Genomic DNA, 17,239 nt, shown 5'->3' with positions numbered 1-17,239 from the left:
GGCAATTGAGTTCGACTTGTTAGAAAATTGCGCCTTAACCTTGGCTTCCGATTGATTCCGTAATTCACTTTCGAGTGGAGGGTACGTGCGAAACGCGCGGCCTGAGAGGGAGAGAGATCATGACGATTGGTTTGCGCCACAGGTGCGCCTTCGGTGCGCTTGCAATTTCTACTCTGACAGCAGCACCCGCTATCGCGCAACAGGCTCCTGAAACCGCCGGTGCCAATGAGGAGGACGACCGCATCGTCGTGACGGGCTCGTTCATTCGTGGCACACCTGAAGATGCCGCGCTGCCGGTGGACGTGTTCACTGCCGACGACCTCGCGGAGCAGGGCGTCGACAGCCCGCTCGAATTCATCAAGGAGCTGCCCTCGGTCGGCGCGACGCTCGGCGATACCAACCAGTTCTCCACTGACGCGCAGGGCTTCCAGGGTGTCGGTTCGCTCAACCTGCGCGGTCTCGGGGCCCAGCGCACGCTGGTACTGGTCAACGGCAAGCGTACGATCCAGTCGCCGGGGTCGGGCTTCGTGGATACGCAACTTATTCCGCTCTTCGCGCTCGAACGGATCGAACTGCTCAAGGACGGCGCTGCGGCGACCTATGGCTCCGATGCCATCGCTGGCGTGGCGAACTTCATCACCCGTTCGACCTTCACGGGCGTGGAAGTTCAGGCCGACTACAACCTGATCGACGGATCGGACGACAATTACAGTCTCAGCGGCCTCGTTGGCTTCGAGCTGGGTGACGATGCGAACCTAGTGTTCGGCGCCGGCTGGCAACATCGTTCGGAACTCGGCACGCTTGAGCGCGACTTTGTGAATGTGGGCTACCAGACCAACCCGTCGGCCTATTCGGCGCTGGCGACGCCCGGCCTGTTCGCAGTCACCTATCTCGATCTGGCAACGCTCACGCCGAGCACCAGCATCGCCCGCGACGTGGGCTGCGAGGAATTGGGCGGCACGATCGCAATCGGGCGATGCTATTTTACCTACGTGCCCTTCGACAACATCACCGAAGATGAAGATCGCTATCAGGTGTTCGGCCAATTCACAGTCGACCTTGCGGACAATGTCCGGTTCCAAGCCGATGCTATGTGGTCACGTAGCGATCTCGAATCGCTGAACTATTCACCTGCCTTCCCGCCGACGCAGGGTCCGCGCGGTTCGGGCTTCGTCAGCGCTTTCAGCACCTCGCCCGCGAACCCTGGCGTCGCCACCTTCCTCGACCAGGTCGGGCTTCCGCAAGGCACCGCCACCAACCCTGTGTTCGCTGTGACCAACGTGCTTTACCGCCCGTTCGGTTTCCTCGGCAATCCGCGTGACCCGGATCGCGGTGCGGGCACCGGCTTCGCCTCGAACGACGCATGGCGCATCAGCGGCGGCTTCGATTGGGACATCAACTCGACGCTGCGGCTGGAAGTCGACGGCACCTACTGGGAATCGCGCCGGACTTTCTTCGCGCCAGGCATCATCGGTTCGCGCCTGCAGGCCGCGCTTAACGGTTTCGGCGGCCCGGACTGTACCGGTACGACGCCGGGTGCCAACGGCTGCCAGTATTTCAATCCCTTCGTCAACGCCGGACCGGGTAATGGCACCTATAACATCGCCAATCCCTTTTACGTGCCGGGCGCGGAGAACAGCGCAGAACTGGTCGCCTGGCTGCAGGTGCCGAACGGCACGCGCGAATACGAACAGCAGGTCGTCCTCGACCTCGTCCTGTCGGGTGAGACCGGCATCGAGTTCAGCGGCGGTCCACTGGCATTCGCGGTCGGCGCACAGGTGCGCGACAATGAATTCAGCTCCCGCCCGCTGAACGACGAGTCCAACGTCGACATCAACCCCTGCTTCATCGAGGGCGATACGAGCTGCGTCGGCACCAGCACCGAAGGCGTCGGACCGTTCATCTTCCTCGGCGGTTCGCGTCCCGCGCGACTTTCGCAAAGCGTCTACGCTTTCTTCGGCGAGCTGAACGCGCCGATCACCGACCGTATCGAGCTGGCCGCTGCCATCCGTTTCGAGGATTACGGCGATCCGATCGGTTCGACCATCAATCCGAAGGGTTCGCTGCGGTTCGAGGCGACCGACTGGCTGACGCTGCGCGGTTCGGTCGGCACCACCTTCCGCGGTCCGCTGGCGTCCAACGTCTCGCCGAACTTCGTGACGGCGCTGGAAGGCTTCACCGCGGCGGGCGGCAACTACAAGTCGAAGGATATCTTCGGCAACCCGACCAACCTCGAACCGGAAACCGCCTTCACCTGGAACGTGGGTGCGATCTTCGATGCCCCCCTTGGCGGGGCCGATCTGACCTTCTCGGTCGACTATTGGTCGATCGATCTGGAGGATCGCATCACGACCACACCGGGCAATGCGATCGCCAGCCTCGTCGGCAACAACCAGACCACCGGAACCCTGCCGGTCGACTGTTCGAGCCCTTTGGTCAATCTGATCACCTTCTCCGGCAATCAGTGTATCCAGGGAACGACCACCGGCCTCGACATCAGCCGCGTTCGGACCGACTTCGTGAACGGCCCCGACGTGAAGGTATCTGGCCTCGACTTCGCGCTGAATGTCGGCATTCCGATCGGGGATACCGCCCGGTTCTCCTTCGGCGGCAACGCGGTGTACAATCTCGAATACAAGTTCGATGATTTCGTCGTGCAGGACGTGGTCGTGCTGGAAGCCTACGATGCGGTCGGCCTCGGCAACTACTTCCGCGATCCCAATACGGTGCCCGAATGGCGCGCCAATGCCTTCGCCAACCTGCGTTTCGGCGATTTCAATGCGCGTTACTCGCTGGTGCATATCGATGGCGTGACCGACGACCGCTGCGTCAATCCCGACGGTTCGCTGCGCAGCCCATGCTTCAGCACGGCGGACGGTGTGGGGACGGACTTCGGTGTGGAGAGCGGTTCCTATACCCAGCACGACATCGCTCTGACCTATGATCTTGCGATTGCGGGTGCCGATCTCCAGCTGCAGGCGGCGATCGAAAACTTCACCGATGCCGAACCGGCAGAGGCGCAGCTGCCGCTGAGCTTCAACCCGTTCATCGGTAATGCGATCGGTCGCAACTATCGCTTCGGCATTCGCGCCCGCTTCTAGACGCGCGAACCGAGCAACCGAAAGAAAAGGCCCGGAGCATCGCGCTCCGGGCCTTTTTCGTTAGCAAGCTGCCCGACAAACGAGCGGGTCAGGGAAGGTCGCCGCCACCCAGGGCCTGCCACAGGATCACGCGCGCACGATCGGCTCGCCCAGCCGCAGCCGCGGCCCGCTCGCCACTCGCATCGGCGGCCCTGCGCGCCTCGAGCACCGTCAGGAAATCGCTCAAACCGGCTTCATAGCGAGTGTTGGCCAGCCGCGCGGCGCGCTGCAGCTGATTGGCCTCTCGCGCCGCTGCGACGGCTTCGGCATCGGCGCTCGCAACCAGGCCGTAGCCCGCCTCCGCATCGCCAAGTCCCGTGAAAACGGCATTGCGATAAGCCTCGTATGCGGCCCTCTTTGCGGCTGCTGCCCCGGCGATTTCGGCCTCTATCCGCCCGAAATCGACAAGCGGCGCCGCAACTGCGGCCACCAGAGAGCCGACGATGGAATCGCTGTCGAAGAGATCGCCGGGACTGAAGGCAAGCAGACCGAGCGCGGCGGACAGGTCGAAGACCGGAAAGCGTCGCCTGGCCGTTGCCGCAAGCTCGGCATCCTCGGCGGCCAGATTTGCGGCGGCGACAAGGATATCCGGGCGATTGACGAGCAGGCTTGATGGCAATGCCGCGGGGACGGGGCTCGCTTCGCTGGGCGCAGGCCCCTGCAACAGGGCGGCGCGAACCTGCGAGGCCGGCTGTGCGGTCAGGGTCACCAGCCGCCCGACGAGCCTTACCCGCTCGCTTTCGAGAGCCGCAAGGCGGCTGCGCGAGGAGCTGGCCGCGCTTTCGGCACGCACGCGGTCGAAGCCCGGCGCGATCCCGGCGCGTTCCCGCACGCCGGCCAGCCGCGCGAGTTCCTCGGCAGAGGCGAGATCATCCTGCAATTCGGCCTCGCGGGCGGACAGCGTGCGCCAGTCGATGACGGTGGCGGCGATCTCGGCGATCAGCGCAATGCGGACGCCGCGCGCGGTGGCGCTGGCAGCATCGACCCTGGCAAGGGCCGCGCGTTGCTGCGCCCGCAAGCGCCCGAAGATATCGGGGTCCCAACCTGCGGTAAGATTCGCGGCGTAGGTGACCTGCTCGGTGTCGATCGAGATGCCGGGGGGCAGCGCGCCGCCGAACTGGGCAGGATTGATGCGCTGTCCGGTGACCGATGCATTGGCCCCGATCCGTGGCAATCGCTCTGCTCCCGCGCGGTCGGCCCCGGCCCTTGCCTGCTCTATCCGAGCCGCCGCTTCGGCCAGCGTTGGCGATCCCGCCAGGCCCTGCGCCGCGAGCGTATCGAAGGCAGGGTCCCGTAGCGGCAGGAGATCGGCAAGGTCCGCCGCTGTCGCGGTATCGGGCTCGTAAAGGAATTCGGCGGGCAGCACCGGGACCGGCGTCGCGATTTCGGGCGGAGGCCCGGCAACGCAGGCGGCCAGTGTAAGGGCGCTTGCCGCAGCGAGGAGGCTGCGAAGCATCACTGGTCTCGCTCTGCCGCCGAAGTGCGTGCGGGAATATAGGCGTCCACCTGCTGTCCGACCCTGAACAGGCCGTCGGCTTCCGGAAGCTCGTAGAGTATCTGGAGCACGCGCACGTCGACCCGTTCCTGTGCGGAATTGGTGAGCGACCGCTTGGGCACGACCAGCGGTTCGGCGCGCACGAAACTGGCGGTGACGCGCCGTTCGGCTGCGCCACGCGGGCTGACGATGGCGTTGGCCCCCATTGCGACGCGTGCGGCCTGTTCCTCATCGATGTCGATGCGAACATAGAGCGGCTGGGTCTGCCCCATCTCGATGAACGGCTGAGCATTGCCGCCCCCCATGGTCGAGACATACTCGCCCTTGCGGATATTCACCGCGAGGATTTCCCCGGCGATCGGAGCGCGGACGGTCAGACGGCCAAGCTCCGTGCGTGCGGTATTCGCGCGCGCTTCGGCCGCCTCCAGCCGCGCGCGCGCCAGTTGCAGGCGTTCATTCGCCGCGGCGGCTTCCCCTTCGGCCCGGATGACCTCGGCGCGGCTGACGGCTGCCGGATCGTCGACATTGCGGTAGAGCGAAAGCTGGCGCGAAGCCGTCGCGCGAGCGCTCTGTGCCTCGGCGATGGAGGCGCGGGCCTCTGCGATCGCGGCCTGCGCCTCGCGTAGGGCGGCGCGGGTGGCGCGATCGTCGACGGTGAACAGCGGCTGCCCCTCCCCGACGCGATCGCCCGGCTCCACGAACAGTCCGGTGACCAGGCCCGACAGGGCAGAGCCGATCTGCACCAGTTCGCTGGACGGTTCGACGATGCCCGCCCCCGCGACGCGCGCTTCCTCCGCCATGGCATCTGGCGCGCGCGGCGGCTCGCGTTCGGGCTCGGTCAGCTCGCGATCGGGCAAGCCCGAAAAGATAAAGAAGGCCGCGATCACCAATCCGACAACGGCCAGCAATGGCAGGATCCGGCGGGAGAAACTCGCGTTCCGAAGGTCGAATTTCATGTCAGTGTCCTTCCGGCATTTCGGCGCCGTCGTGAGTGATGCGACCGTCCTCGAGCACGAGGATACGGTCGGCGAGGTCGAAAACACGGTTGTCGTGGGTCACGATGATGCAGGCGCGATCTTCGGCGACCGCCACTTCGCGCAAGAGGTCCATGACCTTGCGCCCGGAGGCTGCATCGAGTGCGGCGGTCGGCTCGTCGCAGACCACAAGGCGCGGTTCGTGCACGAGTGCGCGGGCGATGGCGACGCGTTGCTGCTGCCCGCCCGAAAGCTGACTCGGCAACTTGTCGGCCTGGTCGCCGATATTGAGTTTCTCCAGCATCGCGACCGCCTTCTCGCGAGCCTCCAGCCGGTCCATGCCCTGCGCAATCAGGGGAACGGCGGCATTGTTGGCGGCATCGATCGAGGGGATCAGATTGTACTGCTGGAAGATGAAACCGATGTTGTTGAGGCGGAATTCGACCAGTTCGGTGTCGCTCAGGTCGTAAATGTCGGTGCCGAAGACCTTCACTTCGCCTTCGGTCGGCCAGAGAATGCCGCACATGATCGAGATCAGGGTTGTCTTGCCCGACCCGCTTTCCCCGACAACGTAAGTCAGTTCGCCGGCGCGGATATCGACGTCGATGCCGTGCAGGACGGTGATCGTCTGCTGGCCCGCCTTGAAGTCGCGCGTGACCCCGCGCGAACAGATCGCGGCCTGCGTTGCCTCGGTGCGTTTGTGCTGATCCATCGTTTCGGCCATCAGCGGAACACCGATGCCGGCTCTGTCTTGAGCACGTTGCGCAACGCCAGCCAGCCGGTCAACGCCAGGATGACGAACACTGCCGCCATGCTGATCAGCGGGATCTGCCAGGGAATGTAAAAGCCCTTGAATGTCGGGTTGCCAGAGAAGCCCCAGATGAACAGTACTGTGCCAAGCACGCCCAGCCCGTACCCGATCAGGCCCACCAGCCCTGCCTGCGCCGCGACCATGCGGCGGATCTTGCCGTTGGTAACGCCGATCGCCTTCAGCGCGCCGAACTGTTTGATGTTGTCGCGGATGAACAGGCTGAAGGTCAGCCCTACGATGGCAACGCCGACGATGAAGCCAAGCATCACCGTGATCCCGAAATTGAGCGGAATGCCGGTGTTCTGGATGATGAAGTCGACCCCGTCCTGCGCGAATTCGTCGCGAGTGCGGGCGCGCAAGCCGGTCTGCTGCTCGATCCGACGCGTGAGGTCCTGGGGCGAGATACCATGCTCCGCCCCGACGAGAACAAACGACAGGCGGTTACGCGTGCCCGGCACGTAACGCAGTGCCTGGCTGTATTTCGTATAGAGCGTCACCTGGCTGGTGAAGCTGGGGATCGCATCGGCGATGCCACGGATGATGGCGCGTTGGTCATTGAGCTCGAGTCGTTCGCCGATTGGCGACGTGCCATCCTCGAACATGCGGGTCACGCCGACGTCGTCGATGATGACGCTGTCAGGCTGTGACAGGACATCCGCGCTGCCCTCGACCATGCGCTTTGGCAAACCGATCAGCGTCGCATCGTCGACACCGATGACGGAGACCCCTTCCAGGTCGCCTTCGCCGGTCCTCACGCTCGCCCCCGCACGCAAATGCGGCACGGCCCATTCGACACCCTCGACACTGCGGACCTTGTCCAGTGCGGTCGAAGGCATCGGAAAATTGACGTCGGTCGTCCGGCTGACCGGGTCCATCACCCAGACATCCGCGCTCGACACATTGTACGTACCGCTCGCCCCACGCTCGATCAGATTGACGAAGATGGTCAGCTGCTGGGTGATGAGCAGAGTGGAAAAGGCGATGCCGAAGACCAGCCCGTAGAACTTCTGGGCATCCCCGGTGAGCATGCGGATTGCGATCCAGATCATGCGGCTGCTTGCCTTCCGATTGCGACTCGTCCATTACTGAACGCAGGCGTTCAACTGAACGGGGCCGTTCACTTTGTCAAGCGTTCCACACAGGAGAGGAGGCAGGCCGGTCGATACGGCCAAGCGTGACGCGATTGTCGCTGCCGCGACGCGCGCTTTCTTCGATCTGGGTTTTGCAGGGACCTCGATCGAGCAGGTGGCCGCCGATGCCGGCGTTTCCAAGGTCACTGTTTACAATCATTTCGGGGACAAGCGCGGCTTGTTCGTCGCCTCGGTCGAGACTCAGTGCGAGATGATGCGCGGCCATTTCTCGATCGGGGAGATGCCGCGCGGGACCTTGCGAGAGCGCCTGCTGGCCATCGGCGAGGCGATGGTAGCGTTCCTGTCGCGCGATGAAATGGTCCAGTTCGAACGGCGCATCGCGGCCGAAACCGAACATGAGCCAGAGATAGGAAAAGCGTTTCTGACTGCAGGCCCACATCGCATGAAGAAGGCGTTCAGCGCGCTTATTGCAGCGCTCAACGAAGCAGGCGAACTGAAGGTCGACGATCCCGAACTTGCCGCCGAGCAATTTGCCAGCATGTGCAAGGGCATGGGCGATCTCGACCGGCGCTTCGGTCAACCGATCGACGCCAGACGCAATCGCGAACGGATCGAGGGGGCCGTCGAAGTTTTCTGCCGGGCCTATGCGACCAGCGGCGACTGCTAACCGACCTGCGACCGCAACAACCCGCGCCCGATTACCTGCGCCTGGATTTCCGCCGCGCCCTCGAAAATGTTGAGGATGCGCGCATCGCACAGGACGCGGCTGATCTCGTATTCCATGGCATAGCCATTGCCGCCGTGAATCTGGACGGCATTGTCAGCCACGCTCCAGGCTACGCGAGCGGCGAGCAGCTTGGCCATGCCCGCCTCGATATCGCAGCGCTCCCCCCTGTCCTTGTGCCGCGCCGCAGAATAGGTGAGCTCGCGCGCAATCACGATCTCGGCCAGCATCAGCGCCAGTTTGTCGGACACGCGCGGGAACGATGCTATCGGCTTGCCGAACTGCTTGCGATCGAGCGCATATTGCAGTGCGAGGTCGAACGCATTCCAGGCAACCCCGACAGCACGGGCGGCCGTTTGGATGCGAGCGCCCTCGAAGGTCTGCATGAGCTGTTTGAAACCCTGGCCCTCGGCTCCGCCAAGCAGGCCATGCTCTGCCACCTTGAACCCATCGAAGCCGAGCGAGTATTCCTTCATCCCGCGATAGCCAAGCACCTCGATCTCTTCACCGGAAAGCCCATGATCGGGGAAGCGCACCACATCATCCCCGCGAGCCTTTTCGGCAATCAGCATGGAGAGGCCGCCATAGCCGGCATCTGCGGGGTCGGTGCGCGCCATGACCGTCATCAGGTCGGCCCGCGCGGCATGCGTGATCCACGTCTTCGCGCCGTGGATTTCCCAGCTGCCGTCGCTCTGTCGCACGGCTCTGGTGCGCACCGCGGCCAAATCCGATCCAGTGTCCGGCTCGGTAAACACCGCCGTCGGCAGGATCGAGCCATCGGCCAGTCCGGGCAGCCAGCGTGCCTTCTGGTCCTCGGTGCCGTTCTTGCCGATCAGCTCTCCGGCGATCTCCGAGCGCGTGCCAAGCGAGCCCGCGCAAATCCACCCGCGCGACAATTCCTCAGAGACGACCGACATCGCGAGCTTGCCCAGTCCGAGCCCGCCATATTGCTCATCGATACAGATCGCGAAGACGCCGAGATCGGCCATGCGCTCGACGACCTCTGCGGGGATCAGCGCGTCGGCAAGGTGCCATGCATGGGCGTGGGGCGCGATGGCTTCCGCCGTGAAAGCGCGAAACTGATCGCGGATGAGGTCGAGCGTCTCGTCGTCGAGACTTTCATCGGGCCGCGCGCCCTCGGCCACCAATTCCGCAAGGCGCCATCGATTTGCCGCGGTGTTGCCGGTTTCCAGAAAGCGGACGACGTTGTGATCGCCACGCAGATGTTCGGCCGCGTCGACGGCGTCGAAGTCTGCCGGGCGGACGATTTCGGACTGGCTCATGGGGAGCCCCCCGAGCAGCTGCCCGCAATATTCGCCGAACGCGATGTGCAGCACCAGATCTTCCATCTCGCCGAACCGACCGCACGCCTGCCCGCGCCGCGCCCAATCGAGCCCGGCCTCCAGTCCGGCGAGCAAGGTCTGCGCCCATGCGAACCCATGCACCATGCGCTGTTCGCGCTCCAGCGCCGCAGGGTCGATACGACCCTCCTGCGTCACTGCCGCTGCGACCTTGTCGCGCACGTCATCGAGATAGGCCCGTACCGCCTCGCAAGCCCCTTCTGCCTGCATGAGAAGGTTCCGTTCAGCGTGCATCCCGCGGTCCCCCATCGGACGTCCAGTCTCCCCCTGTTCCACCAGTCTTGCGCACGACCTGCACTGTATCGAGCGTCATGGTCCGGTCGATCGCCTTAAGCATGTCGTACAGAGTGAGCCCTGCAACGGTAACAGCGGTAAGGGCCTCCATCTCGACACCGGTCTGCCCCGTGGTTTTTACCTCGGCCTCTATCCGGAAACCGGGGCATGCGCGATCGATGGCAATCCTGACGCCCACCTTGGCGAGCGGCAGGGGATGGCACATCGGGATAAGGTCGGCGGTGCGCTTGGCCGCCATGATGCCGGCGAGTTCAGCCGTGGAGATGACCGCACCCTTGGGCGTTTCCCCGCGCTCGACCGCCTCGAGCGTCGACACGGCACAGCGCAGGAGACCGCGTGCGACAGCGGTACGATGGCTCGCAGGCTTGCCGGAAATATCCACCATGCGCGCCCGGCCATCATCATCGATATGGGTCAGACCCGTCATGTGCCCCACCCTGCCCGCCGTGACCGCTTTCGCCAAGCTTTTCCCGCATCCGGCCGAATGCGCCGCGCAGAAAAGCAATGCCCCCGTCGCAAACGGTTTGCATCGAGAGAGGCGAGGCACGCCGCCACCCAAATCCGCAAGGTCGCTGTCCCGCTACGATCAGAGTAAGCGCAAATTCCTGCAGCTTTTAGCTTTTGCTAATCACCACACTTCTTTACGGCAAGGCCGATGACTTTCCTCAATCGATCGCTCGGCATGTTGGGCGCGGTTCTTCTTGCCGCCTGTTCATCCGAAAGTGGCGAGCGCGACGAGGAAGCCGTCCCGGTGGTTGCCGAAGATGTCCGTTTCCTTCCCGAGCAGGTAGAAGTCGAAGCGATCGGAACAGCCCGGGCCGTAACGTCCGCCGAGATTTATCCCGAAAGCGCGGGCCGTGTGGTCCGTGTGATGTTCTCGGCCGGCGACTTTGTCCGCGCGGGCCAGCCGCTGCTCCAGCTCGATGCGCGGCAGGAGCGGCTAGCGGTCGATGCAGCGCGCGTACAGGTGCTCGAAGCCGAGCAACTGCTGGGTCGCTATCGCCGGATCGAGGATACCGGCGCAATTTCCGAAAGCCAGATCGAAGCGGGCGAAACCGCACTGTCTTCCGCGCAGGTGGCATTGCGCCAGGCGCAAGCCGAGTTGGCGGATCGGGTGATCCGCGCGCCGTTTTCCGGGCACATCGGTCTTACCGAGATCGATCCGGGCGACCGGGTGAGCGATGCCACGCCAATTGCGCAGATCGACCAGCGCAGCCGGCTCTACATCGACTTTCCCGCGCCAGAGGAAGTGTTCGCGACGCTGCGCGAAGGGCAGGTGGTGCAAGTTGCGGCGTTCTCCGATCCGGACAACCCGATCGATGCCCGCATCGTGTCGACCGATTCTCGTATCGCCAGCGACAGCCGCAATTTCGTCGTGCGCGCAGCAATCGCCAACACGGGCGACCGTTTCCGCCCCGGCATGAGCTTCCGCGTGAGATTCACCCGCAACGACGTCACCCGCGCCGCAGTCGCGGAAGAGGCGATCGTATGGGGCGGCGAAGGCTCGCACCTCTTCGTGGTGCGCGACGGCGAGGCTGCCAGAGTGCCGGTGACCATTACCTCGCGCCGTGACGGTCTGGCTCTGGTCGACGGCGCGCTCCAGGATAGTGACCGGGTCATCGTCGAGGGCGTACAGAAAATCCGCGACGGCCAGGCGATCCGGCTGGTGCGCCCGGTCACTGCCCCCGAGGCCGACGTCGAATTGCGGCAGGCGTCCGAAGCCAATGACGGCCAAGATGGCGGATAAGTCCGACCTACCGATGCTCGCGGTCAAGCGACCGCTGCTGGTGGGCGTGCTCAACCTGCTGATCGTGATCGCCGGTCTGGCGGCATTTGCCGGAATCGAAGTGCGCGAACTGCCCAATGTCGACCGCCCGATCGTGTCGATCACCGCTTCGCTTCCGGGCGCGGCGCCCGAAACGATGGACAGCGAAGTCACGAGCGTCCTCGAGGATGCCGTCGCGCGTGTCACCGGCGTCCGCCAGATCAATTCGTCGAGCGAGGAGAACAACACCCGCATACGTGCCGAATTCAATCCCGGGGTGGATCTGGACACTGCGGCCTCGGACGTGCGCGAAGCCGTCAGCCGGGTGACCCGCGATCTCCCCGACCGCGTCGAGCAGGTCAATATCGTCAAGGCCGATGCCGACGCCCAGCCGATCATGATCCTGGCTGTGTCGAGCGCCCGTTACGGCGAGGCCGAACTGACGCGTGTGGTCGAAAACGACGTGATACCCGAACTCCTGACCGCCGAAGGGGTGGCCAGCATCGATCAGTTCGGCACCCGTGCCCTGCAGATGCGGGTTTCGGTCGATCCGGCCCGCCTAAACCGGTTCGGTCTGACCATGAGCGATGTCGCTAGCGCGCTCGAGCGCGCACCATACGACGTGCCCGTGGGATCCTTTCGTTCGGATGCGCAGGAACTGGTCGTACGCGCCGATGCCAGCGCGACCAACCCCGACCTCGTCCGCGAAGTCATTATTGACGGGACGACCCGGGTTGGCGACGTCGCGGAAGTGACACTGGCACCAGCGGATGCGACCAACTTTGTCAGGCTCGACGGCCGCCCGATTGTAGGCCTGGGCGTGGTTCGGCAGGCGAGTTCCAATACGATCGAGATTTCCGAAGCGATCCGCGCCTCGGTCGATCGGATTGCAGCGCGGTATCAGGGTCTCGAAATAAGCGTGGTCTCCGACGATGCCGACTTCATCGAAATCTCGGTCCGCGAAGTGCTGATCACTCTTGCCTTTACCATTCTGGTGGTGATCGGGACGATGCTGCTGTTCTTCCGCGCCTGGCGGCCGACGCTGATCCCCAGCACCACGATCCCGGTTGCACTGATCGGCGTGCTCGCCGGCATTTGGGTCATGGGTTTTTCCATCAATCTGCTTACCCTGCTAGCCCTGGTACTCGCGACCGGGCTGATCGTCGACGACGCGATCGTGGTGCTGGAAAACACGCAGCGGCTTCAGAACAAAGGGCTTGGGCGACGCGCCGCGGCGGTAGTCGGCACGCGGCAGGTGTTCTTTGCCGTGATTGCGACGACGGCGGTGCTGGTCTCGGTGTTCCTGCCGATCAGCTTCCTCCCCTCGCAAGCCGGTCGGCTGTTCCGCGAATTCGGCTTCGTGCTCTCGGTCGCAGTGATTATCTCTTCCTTCGTCGCGCTGTCGCTCGTCCCGGCTCTCGCGGCCAAGTTCGACCTCACGAGCGCCGAGGACGCGTCCGGCCGCTTGACGCGCTTCGGAGCCAGGTTGCGCGAGCGTTACACGAGCCTGCTGCGCCGCTGCCTCGACCATGGCCAAATTGTCATCGGCGGAGCGGTGGCCATCGCGGCGGTTACCGGCCTGCTCTATCTTCAGCTCGATTCCGAACTGGTGCCGGACGAGGACCGCGGCGTGGTCGAGATCGATGCCACCGGTCCTGACGGCGTGGGCCTCGACTTCATGGACCGCGAGATGGACGAGATCGAGGTCGTGCTCCAGCCCTACCTCGACAGTGGCGAAATCCAGAGCACCTTCTCGATTGTCGGGCGGTATGATCCCAATCGTGTCCGTGTGACGGCGCAACTTGCAGACTGGAGCGAGCGCGATCGCAGCCAGACGGAGATCGTGGAGGAATTGAACGAGCCCCTGCGCGAGATTCCCGGATCGCGAACCAATGCGCGCGGTCGCGGCACGCTGAGCTTCGGCGGCGGGGGCGGCGGCACGATCGAAATCGCGCTGACCGGCGGGGAATATGACAACATCTTCCGTTCGGCACTGGCGCTCAGCGAAGCGATCGATACCGGTTCGGACATCCTTTCGAACCCCGATATCTCGTACCAGCCAACGCAGCCGCAGCTTTCGGTACAGATCGATCGCCAGCGCGCAGCTGACCTCGGGGTCGATCTGGACGACCTGGCGCAGACACTGCGTGCGATGATCGGCGGGGACGACATCGTCGATCTCAATGTGGGCGACCAGGCGGTACCGATTTTCCTGACGTCGGAAACGGTCGCGGTGACCAACCCTTCGGATCTTCGCAATCTCTATGTGCGGACCCGGAATGGGGGCTTGGTGCCGATGTCGAGCATCACCCGCATCGTCGAAGAGGGCGTCGCGGCGGAGCTCGACCGCACCGAGCAGCGCCGCGCGATCGAAGTCGAAGCAAATATTACCGAAGGCGTGCCGCTGCAGGACGCGATCGACGAGATCGAACGGCTCGCCGCCGAAACCGTGGCGGACGACATCGACATGCTGCTCCAGGGCGAGGCGGAAAGCCTCGAGGAAACATCGAACGATGTGCTGATGACCTATCTCTTCGCGCTCGTGATCATCTTCCTTGTATTGGTCGCGCAGTTCGAAAGCCTCACCAGCGCACTGGTCGTGTTGTTCACCGTGCCCTTTGCGCTGGCCGCCGCAATCCTCGCGCTGTTCCTCTCGGGAGTCTCGCTCAACATCTATTCGCAGATCGGCCTCGTCATGCTGATCGGATTGATGGCCAAGAATGGCATCCTGATCGTCGAATTCGCCGACCAGCTCCGGCATCAGGGGCGCACGGTACGCGAAGCTGCAGAGGAAGCTGCGGCGATCCGGCTGCGTCCGATCGGCATGACGCTGATCTCGACTGTCATCGGCGCGGTCCCCCTGATCCTTGCATCGGGTGCCGGGGCCGAGGCGCGCCAGTCCATCGGTTGGGTCATTTTCGGCGGGCTCGGCATTGCCGGCTTCTTCACGCTGTTTCTGACCCCGGTAATCTATCTGGCAATCGCGCGCTTCGGGCAGCCGCGCAGCGTCGACCTGGCAAAGCTCCGCGAGGAAATCGATGATGTCGACGAAGACATGACGATGGCGCCGGCATGATGATCGGGAGGATCGCCCTTTCGGCATGCGGCCTCTTGCTTGCGGGTTGCGCGGGCAAGGCGATCGAGATGCCCGATGCCGCGATCGCCGTACCGGTCGATTATTCTGCAGACTTGCCGGCGGCGGGACTCGACGAAGTCTGGTGGCGGGCGTTTTCCGACCCGGTACTCGATGAGCTGATCGCACGCGGCCTCGCCGCCAATCTGGATATTGCCGCTTCCAGCGACCGCTTGCGTGCTGCTGAAGCGTTGCTGCGTGCCGAGCGGGCCGACCGCCTGCCGACAATCGATGGCGCGGCGGAACTGGGCGTGGAAGCCGACGACGGCGGTGCGCGCGCGACGGTGGGGGGCGGCCTGTTCGGCAGTTTCAATCCGGACCTGTCCGGTAGGCTGGGGGCGGAAATCAGGCTTGCCACCGCACGCTATGCCGAAGCGGATTACCTGAGGTCGGACCAGCGCCGACTGGTCGCGGCGGCGATCGCAGCGCAATATGTCGAATACCGCCGGACTGGCGCCCAGCTTGCCTTGCTGGAGGAGTCGACCGAGCTTCAGCGCCAGACGCTGCGGATCGTCACGTTGCGCTTCGAAGCCGGGCTTTCGGCAAATCTCGATGTGCGCCGCGCAGCCGCCGACCTCGCGCAGACGCAAGCGCGACTCGGGTTGATCGAAGTCGCCCGTGCCGAGGCGAAATACACGCTCGCCGTGCTGCTTGGCGAAGCGCCCGGCACGCTCGAGATTCCGGCACCGGCGGTCGGGGACAGCGCAATCCCCGATTACGGCCGAGGACCGCCGATCGGCGGTCCCGCGAACCTGCTGCGCCGCCGCGGCGATGTGCTCGCCGCCGAGGCGCGACTGGCCGCCGCCGCTGCGCAGGTAGGTGTCGAAGAGGCCGATCTGCGTCCCTCGCTGGTGGTGCCCGGTTCGATCCTGATCGGTGACGGTTCGCTCGACGGACTATTCTCGAGTTTTATCGCCACGCTCGGCGCCGCGCTTGACCTGCCGCTATTCGATGGCGGGCGGCGCCGCGCGGAGATCGAGGCTGCGCGCGCCGAGCTTGACGCAAGCCTCGCAGATTATCGGCAAGCGTTTCTTCTGGCGCTGGGTGAGGCTGAGAACGCACTGGTCGCGATTGCAGCCTATCGCCAGCGTGCCGACGCGCTCGCCGAAGCGATCGAACAGAGTGAGACGGCATTAGGCCAGTCGAACGCGCTCTACAGAGAGGGGCTGGCGTCGCTGTTCGATGTGCTTGACGCGCAGCGACAGCTTATCGCCAGCCGTCAGTCCCTGCTCGACAATCGGGCCGATCTGGCAAATGCGTTCATAGCCCTGCATTCTGCCGCCGCCAGCGCCGATGCGGCGGCCACGGTCGAACCGACATCGATGTGAGCATGGCGCCCGGATCTGCGCAGCCAGCACCGTAAGCGAGCAAGCGGCTATGAGGAACGATTGGCTCGCACCGAGGAAGCCCACGCACCGATGAGCATCACGGTCTCCCTCGCTGCTAGGAGCGCCCGTACGTGGAGATAGAAGAACGCCTCCACCACTTCGTCGCGCTGGTGTCGGGCCGCGCGGAATGACGTAGCGGAGAGGACAGCAGGGCGGACTCACGGCAGGTCGGACGGGAGCGTTCGTGCAAACTGTGCGCGAGAATACACGCGCACTCGAGATGAACCGGAACGGCGAGCCTTGCAAATCTACGCCCTGAAAATTGTGAGGAGTGGGCAAACGAGGCTGGTGGGTCTGCTTACGGCCTGCGCGCAAAATGTCAGGGCGCGCCGGCCCCCTCCGGGAACCTGTTTCCACCAACGACAGGTGGCTGCTCGGTCCATGCTGGAGAGTTGCTAGAGTGCGCGATTGGTCCGCAGAATTCTCGATTTTGTCGGCACCATTCGCGCACAGATTTGATTGGACTTCATGGTTGGTCGCACAATCGGCATTTTTATGCTGACGGTTGACCAGCCCAAGATGCCTGCGGCCTCGCCGACTTGTGCATGTGTTGCCGATCGACGAAACGATCCGAAGAGAGCCTTGCATTCATAACCGGTTTGGCGGCTTACGATTACTTCGGATTGGCCGGCGCGGGCCTCCCACGCCTTTCCCCCGAACCACGACAAAAAGCCCGCTGAAAGCAGCGGGCGAAATCTCTCTTCGGTTCTCAATGGGACGGTGGTTGCGGGGGTTGGATTTGAACCAACGACCTTCAGGTTATGAGCCTGACGAGCTACCGGACTGCTCCACCCCGCGGCACCGTGCCTCCGCCCCGAGCAGGGCCCAGAGACGAAAAAGCCGCCGCGCGGTTTGCACCGGCAGCGGCTTTCGAAATTGTGAATGGGTTTATACCTGCCCGCCTGCTGTAATGCCTGGCGACGACCTACTCTTCCAGTGCTTGAGCACTAGTACCATCGGCGCTGTCCGGTTTCACGGCCGAGTTCGAGATGGGATCGGGTGGGTCACGGACGCTATAGCCACCAAGCAATAAAGCAGGCGGACGGGTTTAAATCGATGCTGT

The 17,239-nt window shown here is 64.1% G+C and carries 11 protein-coding genes, 1 tRNA gene and 1 rRNA gene; 5 read left to right on the top strand and 8 right to left on the bottom strand.

Features of this window, described 5'->3' with window-relative positions:
- Positions 1-119: 119 nt before the first annotated feature.
- Entirely contained in the window at positions 120-3,101 is a 2,982-nt protein-coding gene (locus P8Q88_RS01390) for a TonB-dependent receptor domain-containing protein (protein ID WP_278322037.1), read from the top strand.
- Between the two features lie 88 nt (positions 3,102-3,189).
- Here the strand turns inward: P8Q88_RS01390 and P8Q88_RS01385 are convergent, their stop codons facing one another.
- The 4 genes from P8Q88_RS01385 to P8Q88_RS01370 are packed head-to-tail and all read right to left on the bottom strand — an operon-like array spanning position 3,190 to position 7,469.
- Positions 3,190-4,596: an efflux transporter outer membrane subunit gene (locus P8Q88_RS01385; protein ID WP_278322036.1), complete on the bottom strand. Its 1,407-nt coding sequence runs from the start codon at positions 4,594-4,596 to the stop codon at positions 3,190-3,192.
- Positions 4,596-5,591: an efflux RND transporter periplasmic adaptor subunit gene (locus P8Q88_RS01380; protein WP_278322035.1), complete on the bottom strand. Its 996-nt coding sequence runs from the start codon at positions 5,589-5,591 to the stop codon at positions 4,596-4,598. Before P8Q88_RS01380 ends, P8Q88_RS01385 begins: the two co-directional genes overlap by 1 nt.
- A gap of 1 nt (position 5,592) precedes the next feature.
- Positions 5,593-6,321 (bottom strand): ABC transporter ATP-binding protein, encoded by a 729-nt coding sequence (locus P8Q88_RS01375; protein ID WP_278322034.1) that lies wholly within the window; start codon positions 6,319-6,321, stop codon positions 5,593-5,595.
- 11 nt (positions 6,322-6,332) lie between these two features.
- Entirely contained in the window at positions 6,333-7,469 is a 1,137-nt protein-coding gene (locus tag P8Q88_RS01370; RefSeq protein WP_278322033.1) for an ABC transporter permease, read from the bottom strand.
- A gap of 73 nt (positions 7,470-7,542) precedes the next feature.
- On the opposite strand from P8Q88_RS01370, the gene P8Q88_RS01365 reads away from it, so the two are divergent.
- Entirely contained in the window at positions 7,543-8,178 is a 636-nt protein-coding gene (locus tag P8Q88_RS01365) for a TetR/AcrR family transcriptional regulator (protein WP_278322032.1), read from the top strand.
- On the opposite strand, the gene P8Q88_RS01360 is transcribed toward P8Q88_RS01365, so the two are convergent.
- Positions 8,175-9,830 (bottom strand): acyl-CoA dehydrogenase family protein, encoded by a 1,656-nt coding sequence (locus P8Q88_RS01360; RefSeq protein ID WP_278322031.1) that lies wholly within the window; start codon positions 9,828-9,830, stop codon positions 8,175-8,177. The two genes, P8Q88_RS01365 and P8Q88_RS01360, sit on opposite strands and share 4 nt — an antisense overlap.
- A complete protein-coding gene (moaC, locus tag P8Q88_RS01355; RefSeq protein ID WP_278322030.1) occupies positions 9,820-10,317 on the bottom strand; it encodes a cyclic pyranopterin monophosphate synthase MoaC in 498 nt (165 codons plus the stop codon). The genes P8Q88_RS01360 and moaC overlap by 11 nt, the downstream gene beginning before the upstream one ends.
- A 228-nt stretch (positions 10,318-10,545) precedes the next feature.
- Here moaC and P8Q88_RS01350 point away from each other — a divergent pair, with 228 nt between their 5' ends.
- The 3 genes from P8Q88_RS01350 to P8Q88_RS01340 are packed head-to-tail and all read left to right on the top strand — an operon-like array spanning position 10,546 to position 16,116.
- The gene (locus P8Q88_RS01350; protein WP_278322029.1) at positions 10,546-11,637 is read left to right on the top strand and encodes an efflux RND transporter periplasmic adaptor subunit; all 1,092 of its coding nucleotides are present in this window, start codon (positions 10,546-10,548) and stop codon (positions 11,635-11,637) included.
- Complete coding sequence (locus P8Q88_RS01345; RefSeq protein WP_278322028.1) at positions 11,627-14,731, top strand: efflux RND transporter permease subunit; 3,105 nt, start codon at positions 11,627-11,629, stop codon at positions 14,729-14,731. The genes P8Q88_RS01350 and P8Q88_RS01345 overlap by 11 nt, the downstream gene beginning before the upstream one ends.
- Positions 14,728-16,116, top strand: a complete 1,389-nt coding sequence (locus tag P8Q88_RS01340) for an efflux transporter outer membrane subunit (RefSeq protein ID WP_278322027.1) — start codon at positions 14,728-14,730, stop codon at positions 16,114-16,116. Before P8Q88_RS01345 ends, P8Q88_RS01340 begins: the two co-directional genes overlap by 4 nt.
- Before the next feature lie 781 nt (positions 16,117-16,897).
- On the opposite strand, the gene P8Q88_RS01335 is transcribed toward P8Q88_RS01340, so the two are convergent.
- A tRNA-Met gene (locus P8Q88_RS01335) sits at positions 16,898-16,974 on the bottom strand.
- A 114-nt stretch (positions 16,975-17,088) separates the two neighbouring features.
- Positions 17,089-17,203, bottom strand: a 5S ribosomal RNA gene (gene rrf, locus P8Q88_RS01330).
- Between the last annotated feature and the right edge of the window lie 36 nt (positions 17,204-17,239).

Source organism: Qipengyuania marincola (assembly GCF_029688625.1).
Classification (GTDB): Bacteria; Pseudomonadota; Alphaproteobacteria; order Sphingomonadales; family Sphingomonadaceae; genus Qipengyuania.
This window is presented reverse-complemented; position numbering and strand designations above follow the sequence as displayed.

Coding starts and splice junctions, on each gene's coding strand:
- P8Q88_RS01390 (WP_278322037.1), top strand. CDS start 120: ATGACGATTGGTTTGCGCCACAGGTGCGCCTTCGGTGCGCTTGCAATT.
- P8Q88_RS01385 (WP_278322036.1), bottom strand. CDS start 4,596: ATGCTTCGCAGCCTCCTCGCTGCGGCAAGCGCCCTTACACTGGCCGCC.
- P8Q88_RS01380 (WP_278322035.1), bottom strand. CDS start 5,591: ATGAAATTCGACCTTCGGAACGCGAGTTTCTCCCGCCGGATCCTGCCA.
- P8Q88_RS01375 (WP_278322034.1), bottom strand. CDS start 6,321: ATGGATCAGCACAAACGCACCGAGGCAACGCAGGCCGCGATCTGTTCG.
- P8Q88_RS01370 (WP_278322033.1), bottom strand. CDS start 7,469: ATGATCTGGATCGCAATCCGCATGCTCACCGGGGATGCCCAGAAGTTC.
- P8Q88_RS01360 (WP_278322031.1), bottom strand. CDS start 9,830: ATGCACGCTGAACGGAACCTTCTCATGCAGGCAGAAGGGGCTTGCGAG.
- moaC (WP_278322030.1), bottom strand. CDS start 10,317: ATGACGGGTCTGACCCATATCGATGATGATGGCCGGGCGCGCATGGTG.
- P8Q88_RS01350 (WP_278322029.1), top strand. CDS start 10,546: ATGACTTTCCTCAATCGATCGCTCGGCATGTTGGGCGCGGTTCTTCTT.
- P8Q88_RS01345 (WP_278322028.1), top strand. CDS start 11,627: ATGGCGGATAAGTCCGACCTACCGATGCTCGCGGTCAAGCGACCGCTG.
- P8Q88_RS01340 (WP_278322027.1), top strand. CDS start 14,728: ATGATGATCGGGAGGATCGCCCTTTCGGCATGCGGCCTCTTGCTTGCG.